The 9,319-nt window shown below is 52.7% G+C and carries 11 protein-coding genes and 2 pseudogenes; 2 read left to right on the forward strand and 11 right to left on the reverse strand.

Going from position 1 to position 9,319, the window contains the following annotated elements; genetic code table 11:
• Nucleotides 1-77: 77 nt before the first annotated feature.
• The 3 genes and pseudogenes from C7J97_RS14100 to C7J97_RS14110 form a co-directional block, all read right to left on the reverse strand.
• Nucleotides 78-1,520 (reverse strand): annotated as a pseudogene (locus C7J97_RS14100) (VirB4-like conjugal transfer ATPase, CD1110 family); the annotation flags it as partial.
• Nucleotides 1,495-1,857 (reverse strand): PrgI family protein, encoded by a 363-nt coding sequence (locus C7J97_RS14105; protein ID WP_154276365.1) that lies wholly within the window; start codon nucleotides 1,855-1,857, stop codon nucleotides 1,495-1,497. The pseudogene C7J97_RS14100 and the gene C7J97_RS14105, both read right to left, overlap by 26 nt.
• 12 nt (nucleotides 1,858-1,869) lie before the next feature.
• A complete protein-coding gene (locus C7J97_RS14110) occupies nucleotides 1,870-2,736 on the reverse strand; it encodes a VirB6/TrbL-like conjugal transfer protein, CD1112 family (RefSeq protein WP_113998240.1) in 867 nt (288 codons plus the stop codon).
• Between C7J97_RS14110 and C7J97_RS15090 the strand changes: the two genes are divergently transcribed.
• Nucleotides 2,669-2,845 (forward strand): hypothetical protein, encoded by a 177-nt coding sequence (locus tag C7J97_RS15090; RefSeq protein WP_170126683.1) that lies wholly within the window; start codon nucleotides 2,669-2,671, stop codon nucleotides 2,843-2,845. The two genes, C7J97_RS14110 and C7J97_RS15090, sit on opposite strands and share 68 nt — an antisense overlap.
• Before the next feature lie 119 nt (nucleotides 2,846-2,964).
• Here the strand turns inward: C7J97_RS15090 and C7J97_RS15580 are convergent.
• The 8 genes and pseudogenes from C7J97_RS15580 to C7J97_RS14155 all read right to left on the reverse strand — a co-directional run.
• Nucleotides 2,965-3,057: pseudogene (locus C7J97_RS15580) on the reverse strand (Maff2 family mobile element protein); the annotation flags it as partial.
• 90 nt (nucleotides 3,058-3,147) lie between these two features.
• The gene (locus C7J97_RS14120; protein ID WP_113998242.1) at nucleotides 3,148-4,758 is read right to left on the reverse strand and encodes a recombinase family protein; all 1,611 of its coding nucleotides are present in this window, start codon (nucleotides 4,756-4,758) and stop codon (nucleotides 3,148-3,150) included.
• A gap of 111 nt (nucleotides 4,759-4,869) precedes the next feature.
• The gene (locus tag C7J97_RS14125) at nucleotides 4,870-5,058 is read right to left on the reverse strand and encodes a transposon-encoded TnpW family protein (RefSeq protein WP_002569233.1); all 189 of its coding nucleotides are present in this window, start codon (nucleotides 5,056-5,058) and stop codon (nucleotides 4,870-4,872) included.
• Nucleotides 5,055-5,912 carry an ATP-binding protein gene (locus tag C7J97_RS14130; protein ID WP_113993247.1) on the reverse strand — a complete coding sequence of 286 codons (858 nt, stop codon included), beginning with the start codon at nucleotides 5,910-5,912 and terminating at the stop codon, nucleotides 5,055-5,057. Before C7J97_RS14130 ends, C7J97_RS14125 begins: the two co-directional genes overlap by 4 nt.
• Complete coding sequence (locus tag C7J97_RS14135; RefSeq protein WP_113993246.1) at nucleotides 5,909-6,652, reverse strand: phage replisome organizer N-terminal domain-containing protein; 744 nt, start codon at nucleotides 6,650-6,652, stop codon at nucleotides 5,909-5,911. The genes C7J97_RS14130 and C7J97_RS14135 overlap by 4 nt, the downstream gene beginning before the upstream one ends.
• Complete coding sequence (locus C7J97_RS14140; RefSeq protein WP_005927784.1) at nucleotides 6,642-6,854, reverse strand: hypothetical protein; 213 nt, start codon at nucleotides 6,852-6,854, stop codon at nucleotides 6,642-6,644. Before C7J97_RS14140 ends, C7J97_RS14135 begins: the two co-directional genes overlap by 11 nt.
• A 184-nt stretch (nucleotides 6,855-7,038) precedes the next feature.
• Nucleotides 7,039-8,661: a relaxase/mobilization nuclease domain-containing protein gene (locus C7J97_RS14150; RefSeq protein WP_113993245.1), complete on the reverse strand. Its 1,623-nt coding sequence runs from the start codon at nucleotides 8,659-8,661 to the stop codon at nucleotides 7,039-7,041.
• On the reverse strand, nucleotides 8,633-9,028 hold the full coding sequence (locus C7J97_RS14155; RefSeq protein ID WP_113993244.1) for a plasmid mobilization protein: 396 nt from the start codon (nucleotides 9,026-9,028) through the stop codon (nucleotides 8,633-8,635). Before C7J97_RS14155 ends, C7J97_RS14150 begins: the two co-directional genes overlap by 29 nt.
• 75 nt (nucleotides 9,029-9,103) lie before the next feature.
• Between C7J97_RS14155 and C7J97_RS15285 the strand changes: the two genes are divergently transcribed.
• A partial coding sequence (locus C7J97_RS15285) for a hypothetical protein (protein ID WP_479723710.1) occupies nucleotides 9,104-9,319 on the forward strand: 216 nt, incomplete at its 3' end.

Below are 9,319 nucleotides of genomic sequence, written 5' to 3' on the forward strand. Positions count from 1 at the left end.
TGCAGGTCACAGTAGGGTTACTCCAAATGGATAGAGCAGTGTTTATACACAATACATTACGCGACTTCGTGTCGCACCTCACATTCTGGGTCGCAGATGATGATATCATCGTCCGTCACGAGGAATGCGTTGCAGATCTCACGCTTTGCGCTGAACGACTTGCCAGAGCCGGGGGTGCCGAGGATCAGGCCATTGGGGTTCTTCAGTTTTTTCCGGTCTACCATAATCAGGTTGTTGGACAGGGCGTTCAAGCCATAATACAGGCTTTCCTTGCCGTTGTCGAACAGTTCCTGTGTGGTAAACGGCACAAAAATCGCTGTGCTGCTGGTGGTCAGACCGCGCTGGATCTCAATCTGGCAGTCTGCCAGTGGCAGGCTGCTCATCAGCCCCTGCTCCTGCTGAAAATCAAGGCGGCATAATTCGCAGTTGTGCTTCTGGGCAATACTGACTGCCTGAAACACGTTGGTTTCCAGTTCCTGCTCGGTCTTGCCGGTGTTCAACACCAGAAAAGTGACAAGGAACATCCGCTCGTTCTGGCTCTGCAATTCCTTCAAAAGTGCCTTGGCATCTCTGCCGTAGGTTGCCAAATCGGACGGCAAAACGTCCATATCGTATCCTGCGCGGACGGCTTTCTTCTGCTCTTCGATTTTGCTGCGGTCCAGTTCCGTGATGGTGTGCTTGATGGTTTTGATGGCCTTGTTCTGGTCAACGGACTGGATGTGCATGGTAACGATCTGGCTGGAATCCATATCAAGGAAATCCTTCAAAAGCTGATCGCTCAGGTCAGAAGCCGTAATATTCAGGAAGCTGACCGCCCCGAAGATGCCGCCCACCTGAAAGGTACGGCTGTTCTTAAACGCCAGCGCAGTGGGGGCAATGGCATCCTTTACGGACAGACCACTGGGCACAAGGTCTTTCCAGTTGAAGTGGAACTTGTTGGCTCCATCCATGTTCAGCATCCCGTGCATCAGCCGCAGACGCTCCGTACCGTCCAGCGGCTTTGCCAGAACGCCCAACCTGTGAAAGTTGTTCATCAGGTCGTTCTGGATGTGCTCTAACCGAGGTTTGACCTGCGCCATGCTGTCGCCCTCGATGCCATAGGTCAGGAATTTGGTCTTGGTCAGGCCGTTGTTGCCCTTGGAAAGCTGCTGCCGCAACATCTGGCTGTACTCGGCTCGCACATCATCAAAGCCATCCTGCTGGTACGGGATGCGGATGGACTTCTCGAAGTCCGCCGAATCGGTGGCGGTATTCACGAAGGACAACTCGAAGTGGATAGAGCTGTCGAAAAAGTTGAGAAAACTGCACCATTCCTCAAAGATGGCGGTCTTGTCCTCCTGCTGCGCCAACTGATAGTTGATATCCTGATACTGGATGGTGCGGGTGTAGTAGCCGGGACGGACACGGCAGGTACCGTCCTCAAACATCCGCTGGAACGGGATGCTTTCCTGTGCCGTGTGGGGCACTGTGGGCTTGGGCGGCTTTTTGCCATCCTTATTCTTTTTCAGAAACGGAATCATGGGCGTCATCTCCCTTCATAAGCAGTGCATAGTAATTGCGGGTCTTGTACGGACGCACCTTCGGGCGAACAAAACGTGCCTGAAGGTAGTACCACAGGATCTTTTCGGCGGGCTGGCCGTTCTTCTGGTACATGGCCAGAAAGAACATGGGCAGCATGACTGCCATCATGCCGAGAGTAGCACCGGAATTGCCTGCGGTATCCCGCAGAACAAAGAACAGCGGCACGCCCACGACTGCCGCTGCACCAAAACAGATAAGCTGCCGTGCGGTCAGATTGAAAGCCACTTTGGACTTCACCTTGCTGAAATCGCGCGGCACGGAAATATAAGCTGCCAAAATTCCACCTCCTTAGTGTGCGCCCAGAATACTCCGGGCAACAGAACCAGTCTTGAACAGCGTAAAGCACAGCAGCACCGTGTACCCCACGATGCTCCAGATCGAGTTGATGGCATCCCCGGATATGGCAACATTCTGGAGCAGAACAGCGTAGATTGCCACGCAGATCAGGATCAGGAAGCCCTGAAATCCCAGCGCAAACAGAGAACGAAGATAGTTCTGTCCAACATGGGATTGCTCATGGTTGCCCCATGTTGCCATGGGCACCGGAGCCAGACTGACCATCATGTAGATCTCAATCATTCTTCCGTAGACGATGACGAAAATCACGATGGACAGGATGCGCATGGTGATACCGATGAAGAAGGACTGCAAGAACAGCCCGAACAGGGGGCCGACGTCCATCTGCATCATGCTGGATTGCAGCATGGAAAGCCCGATGTCGTTCACCCGCGTGTTGCCAGAAATAATGCCGCTGGAATTTGCCACCACCTGCTGCGTCACGTCGAACACCGCCATGATGATGTCAAACGTATTCGAGATCATCCAAACCGAAATGGCAGTTTTGAAAATCCACTTCAAAATCAATGCCGGTTCAAATTGTGCCATGTTGTTGTGCTGGGTGATCATCTCGATCAGCTCATAACAGGCGATGAAGGTCAAAATCACGCCTGCAATGGGCAGCACCACATTCCGGGAGAGTGCTTCGATCATAGCGAAAACGCGCGGTTCAAAACTGGATGGTTTGGTGCCGACTTGCTGGGCGATGCCGCCCACTTGGGTGTTCACATCATCGAACAGGCCGGAAAGATTGGACATGATTGCCGCTGTCAGCAGTGACTTTATCCAATCAGAGATCGCTTTGAGAACTGTTTCCACTCAGCGCCACCACCCATCAAGAAAAATGATTGATCAGGGTCTTGAGCAGGTTGAGCAGAAAAATAAGGTGAGTCAAAATCTGCATAATAGCACCGTCCTTTCAGAATAAAGGTGGATATTCGATTTGCAATGCGTTTCCTCTTTATAATAAGAATCCGTTTGCCACGGAGGGGTTGGAAATGCTTGCAAGTAAATATGTACGGGGCGGCAATCGCCGCCCGGAAAAGATCAGCCGAACAGACCGCTCAGCAGGGGGATCAGGGTGATGCCGATCAGGGCAACGCCGCCGCCAGCCATGAGCTGCTTCATGCCCTGACTCTTTACTGATGTGTGATAAAGAAGCAATAGAAGTGTAAAAAATTTTGCCGTTCCTATCCGGCACTTGCGCATTGTGTCGGACAGGTCGGGCGGTTATTCGGGCAAGTCCACCTTGCCAACAAAAGAATAATAAATCTCAATGTCCTGCCTACGGGTCTTGTTCTCGTCATAGCTGCACTCATGCACAACGATTTTCTCTACAAACTCCCGCAACAGAGTAGGGGTAAGTTCTTCAAAGCTGGTATGCCGCCGGACAACATTCATAAACTTTTCTGCGTTCACGGTGGCTTCCTGTGCTTTGGAAAGCTCCGCTTGGATAGCAGCGGCTCTTTCTTTCAGCTCCCGTTGTTCTGCTTCATAGTCTGCCGACAGCTCTGTGAAACGCTCGTCTGATATGCGCCCGGTCACGCTGTCCTCATACAGCCGCTTGAAGATAGCGGATAACTCGGCTATACGTTTCTCGGTGGCTTCCAGCTCCTTTTTCTTGGCGGCGTTCCTGCGCTTGCCCCCGTCCTCGTTCTGCTCAATCAAGAGCTTCATAAACCGAGCTTCATGCTTTGCCGCATAGCTGGTCACTTTCCGCAGATTGGAGAGTACACCAGCGGTCAAGAGGTCGGTGCGGATAAAGTGCGCCGTACAGTCATGGGTGCGTTTCTTGTAGTTGCCGCAGATATAACAGTCCTGCTTGCGCTTGTCCGTCTGGTATCGCTGCTGGTACATGACGCTGCCGCAGTCCGCACAGAACAGTATGCCGGAGAACAAGCCCACTTCATCATAGCGGTTGGGGCGTTTGCGCTGCTTGCGAAGCTCCTGCACCCGTTCCCATGTCTGGGTGTCTATGATAGGCTCGTGGTGGTTCTCGAAAATCACTTGCTTTTCCGGGGAATTTTCTACACTGTGCTTGACTTTGTAAGAAAGTTTTTCTGTCTTGAAATTTACCAGACAGCCTGTGTATTCCCGGTTTTCAAGGATATGCACAACGGTATTGGTCGCCCACTTGCACTCATAGCCGGGGTGGTAGCGGCGGGTGCTGCCCGTCCTACGGTATTCCAGCGTCCCCGGCGTGGGGATTTGCTGCTCTGTGAGCATACGGGCTATCTTAGTCGGACCGTTCCCGGCAAGGCAGAGGTTGTATATCTGCTTGACTACAGGTGCAGCTTCCTCGTCAATAATGAAATTTTCGTCCTCGTCCATGAGGTAGCCATACACAGGCTTGCTTGTGATGGGCTTGCCACTCATGCCTTTTGAGCGTTTTACTGCTTTGATTTTCTTGCTCGTATCTCTCACCAGCCATTCGTTAAAGATATTCCGCAGCGGGGCAAAGTCATTGTCGCCCTGTGCGCTGTCCACTCCGTCATTGATAGCGATGAAGCGGACACCTTTCTGTGGGAAAATCATTTCCGTGTACATTCCCACTTGCAGGTAGTTTCGCCCTAACCTCGACATATCCTTTACGATAACTGTCCCGACTTTTCCGGCTTCAATGTCCGCAAGCATGGCTTGAAAACCGGGTCTTTGAAAGTTCGCACCAGAATAACCGTCGTCCGTGTACCAGCGCAGATTGGAAAAGCCGTTCTGCTTTGCATAGGTTTCAAGGATACGCTTCTGATTGGAAATGGAATTGCTCTCGCCTTGCAGCTCGTCCTCATGGGAAAGTCTTGGGTAAAGGGCGGTAATTGGTTGTTGGTTGGTCTGTCTTAACATAAAATCCTCCGTTTCCGACAGCCAGCCCCACTATTCCGTACCTCGATTGTAACACATGGGGCGGCTGTCTGTATAGCGGCAAAAGCGTCAAATCTGCTTCTTTATGGTCGGTCAAATCGCCGTTTTTTGTGTAGCAGCTTCCGCTTCCAGCACTTTCATCATCTTGTCGGCTGCGGTGTCGGTTGCGCCCTGCTTGAAGAAGCCGGAAACGGTAAGGACGGAGTTGCCCATGCGGATTTCCGTTACACAGTCCGGGCGGCGGTCTGTTTTGGTGGTGCTTGTCTGTTTGGTTTCTGTCATAGGCTCTCCTTTCGCTGCTTCATCAGTTGCTTTAAGCGTTCCAGCTTTTCCTGTGCGGTTTCCTTTCGGAAGTTGCTGCCCGTGAAGCGGACGGGGGCGCACATGGAAGTCAGCCTGTCATAGATACGGGCGTGAGGCGTGTCCTGCGGGTGCTGCAATTCCTCCAGCGTGAGGTTGGTCGTGGCGATCAGCGGCTTGCCGCTTCGGTAACGGCTGTCAATCACGCTGTAAACCTGTTCCAGCCCGTATTCCGTCCCTCGCTCCATACCAAAATCATCAAGTATCAGCAGGGGGTAGCTGCAAAGGTGGGAAATATACTCATTCTTGCCCTCAAAGCTGGCGGCAAGGTCATTCAGTATCGTTGCAAAGTTTGTCATGCACACCGGGACTTCCTGCTCCATAAGGGCGTTGGCGATACAGGCAGCAAGGTAGCTTTTTCCTGTCCCCACGCCGCCCCAAAACAGGTAGCCGATATTTTCAGCCTGCATGGTTTCCCAGCTATCCACATAAAAGCGGGCGGTTTCGGTCTGCGGGTTTCTGCCGTTGTCATGCTCAAATGTCCAGTTCCGCATAGCAGGGTCGGTAAAGCCCCGGCGTTTCAAGTCCTCTACTGTTTCAAGGTGCTTCTGTCGGCTTTCAGCGGCTTCCCGTTTTTCACGGGCTGCCCGTTGGCAGTCGCACTCTACCGGGTGTCGGTCATGCCCTAACCATTGGGCGGTTTCTTTTGAAAAGTAGACTTCTTTGGGCGTATGGCACTTGCCGCAGTATAAAAGCCCGTCCTCGCCTGTGTAGTCCTCCGCTTCGGCGGTAGTGGCTGTAATGTCTGTAATCATAGCTTCAATCCCGTTTTTCATAAGCTCTCGCCCTCCTTGCATGAATAATCGGGTATGCCCTGTTTCGGGGCAGCCTTGCCTTTGGCAGCGTCCTCCTGCGCCCACTTGTAAATGGTGGCTGCATGGCTGTGGTACTGCTTCCCGGTGGAAGCGATATGGCAGGAAAGCCGGTCAATATAATACTCCCACTTGCCGGGCAGCTCTGTTTTCAGCCCGGAAAGTTCTGTATCGGTCAGTATCACATTGTTGTATCTGCCATAAGCGGCGAGGGCGGGGTGTCCCGTTTCTCCCTCTCTCTCTTTTTCTATCTCTATCTCTTTCTCTAACTCTATCTCTGGTGGACGAATGTCGGACAAATGTCCGCCTTTTGTCCGGGGCGGTAAAAGTGCCTTGTTTTCCAGCCTTGCAGCCCGTTTTCGCTCGGCTTCGGTAGAGGACTGTCCTATCATCAGTTCAATATCGGTCATATAAAAAGCCCCGCTGTCAAGCTGCTCCACAAGCCCCAACTGCCGGAAAATCTCTAAAGCTCTCTCAACCGTCCCTATCTGGTGGCGGGTCAGTGTCGCTATCATCTGTGCTGTGTAGGGGATATGCTCGTCAAGCTGCAACTTCCCGCCGTTTTTCAGCGATTTTAAGTACAGCTTCAAGAGAATATTGGAATATAAAATCCCGTCTTTCATATCTTCCAGCAGCACAATGGAGTCGCTGTCAAAAAAGTTCTCTTTCAGCTTGAGGTAGTAATACTTGCGGTTATCTGCCATTGTCCCTGTCCTCCTTTTTCCGGCGTTTGGAGTAGTAGCGGGGGCAGAGTATGATAACCGCCCGGAAGCTCTGCTTGCAGCTATGGGTACAGCCCCGGCAGAGGTCGTTGTATGTGATACGGTCGCAGGTGGTATTCCCGACTTTCACTTGTCGCAGGAAAAAAGACCATTCCAGCCGCCGTTTCTTGCTCATTCTTGGCATGGGTGCGCTCCTTTCTGCCGTTTCCGCTGGTGTGGCGGTATCGGCGGTAATTCTGTATCATCTCGGTATCATTTTCGGGGTTTTTCTGCCCTGTAAGCCCGTTAAAAAATCCTTTGGTATTGCGGATAGGGTACGGGGCAGCCCCCTTGTTCTGTATGGGTTCGGGTACATTTGGGGGCGGTTTTTATCGCTCCTGTTCCTGCCTTTTCACAGGCTTGCGCTCCCGGTGTAAAATCTGGTCGATATTGCCCTTGACAGTCTGTAAGCGGCGGTATTCCTCCCGTTTTGCCCGGTAATCGTTGTAGCCGCTGTTTTTCTCTTGGATAAGGCTTTCAATCTCGGCTTGCAGGGCTTTATAACCCGGCAGCTTGGAAATGCCGTTTTCTTTGAAATAGCGGGCGGCTGCGTCTGCTATAATAAAGTCGCTTTCGTGCTTCTGACGGTAGACTGCTTTTGCTTTGGCGTTTTTCTGCTGTTTCAGCCCGTCCCGGACAGGGCGGGTCTTGGAATAGGCAAGCACCTGCCGTTGCAGCTCCTTTTTTCCGTTCAGCGTCTGTTCCACCTGCTTCAGCTCTGCAAGGCTTTCCTGCATGGCGGTATAGGAGGCAGAACAGGCTTCGTCCAGTTCCTCCGGGGAAGAAAAGCCGTACTGCTGGTAGGCAGTAACGGTAGCCGCCATCTGCTTTAGGTTGTGCTTTGCCGCCCAGCGGTCATAACCCACGCCCTTGCCCTCGGCTCGCTTTGCTTCCCGGTCAACCATGCGCTGCAAGGTGTTGTCTGCCGGGGTGGTTTTTGTGGGTTTTTCCCCTTGTGACGGCTTTTTAACTGCGACAGGGTATTCGGGTATGGCTTTGGTCTGTTCGGCGGCTCTGTGGGCGTTATGCGTGAGCAGGGCAAGGACAGCAGCCTTGTCAAAATCGTCCCCAAGCTTCTGGGCTGTGATAGGCTTTGTCCTGTCCGGCGTGAGGTAGGAAAGCCGCCCCCGGCTCTCCTTGACGGTCACGCCCTCCCGCAGCAAAAGGGAAGAAAACTCGTCAAAGCTGGTAGTTTGGGAAAGTGCCTGCCGTATCGTCCGGCGCAGCTTCGCCTTGTCCGTTTCAAACTTGGTGGGCTTGGTCGGCTGTCCGGCGACTTCTCTGGTGGCGTTCTCTTTATCAAGGGCAAGCTGCCCTTTCTTTGCCGCCCAGTACTCTCGTTCTGTTATCCGTTCCTTGCTACCGTTCAAGAGGTCGATTTGGTAAAGCCCCTCCCGGTGGCACATCTCCATGACTTCACTCTTGAAATATTCCATAGCGGCGTTGGTGCAGCGGTGCTTGCAGCCCTCCCGTGTATCGGCTGGTCTGTCCATGTAGGGCAGAAGCGGGACTTCATAAATCCGCAGGGAGTTGATGACGATATGCACATGGATATTGCCGCTGTGGTTATGCCCGTCCGGGTGGGTGCATACAAGGGCTTGGTGTCCGGGGAAATGTTCTTTACAGAACTGCTCGCCCAGCTCCTGCGCCTGGTCTACGGTCAAGCCGTTGTCTGTCCCGTCCCGTGGGTCAAAGCTGATGATATAGTGGTGGCTTTTCACATCTTCCCGTTTTTGATTTTTCTCATAGCGGAGATTCGCCCGCATACAGGCAACAGCGAAATCCTCGCCCCCGCAGTTGAGGGAAGAAATGCGGTAGTCCTCCCTCGGTATCAGCCGCCCGTTTTCATCAAGGGTGGGCTTCATGGTAAACTCGTCATGCTCAAATGTGAGGTAGGCTTCCGCTGCGCCATAGTCGGCATTTTTAGAGCTGATATGTTTGAATGTTGCCAACAGCGTCACCCACTTTCTGCAAGACTTCAAACTTTAGGGCAGCAAGGTCGGAAACCGCTGCCTGTACCTCCCCGGCAAGCTGCGGGTAGGGGCTGTGCCACTCATTTAGCGTCCGGGCTATCTGGTTTAAGTTGCCGCCGATCCTGCCGTATTCGGCGGTCAGCTTCCCGACAGCGGCAAGCAGCTCGTCATTGACGGGGGAAACGGTTATGATGGGGCGTATGGCTGCCCCGGTTATGGCTTGCCGGATAAACTCGGCTTGGCTCATGTTGTAAGCAGAAAGCCGCTGGGCAAACTCAGCGTATTCTTCCTCGGTCATGCGTGTCTTGACTACCCGGCTGCGGTGCGGCGTGTTGTATCGTTTCATGGTCGACAGACCTCCTTTCTGTGTATGGTGTCCTCTCACTAATAGGAGAAAAACAGGGTGTGAAGCGGAACTGTTTTGAAAAATCCGAAAAAATATTTTGAGGGATTTTTAAGCGGCATAAGCCGCATTAGCAGGGTTTGGGGAAGGCACTCCCCAACAAGATTCCCGCAGGGGCAAAATGAGCGAAAAGCGAATTTTGGTACTGCGGTAGAATCTTGCTCTAAAAAACTACCGCTTTCCTCGGCGGCTCTGGTTTGCGGATATACTGGCTTGCTCCACCAATATAGCGAT

Origin of the sequence: Faecalibacterium prausnitzii (genome assembly GCF_003324185.1) — a bacterium.
GTDB lineage: Bacteria > Bacillota > Clostridia > Oscillospirales > Ruminococcaceae > Faecalibacterium > Faecalibacterium prausnitzii.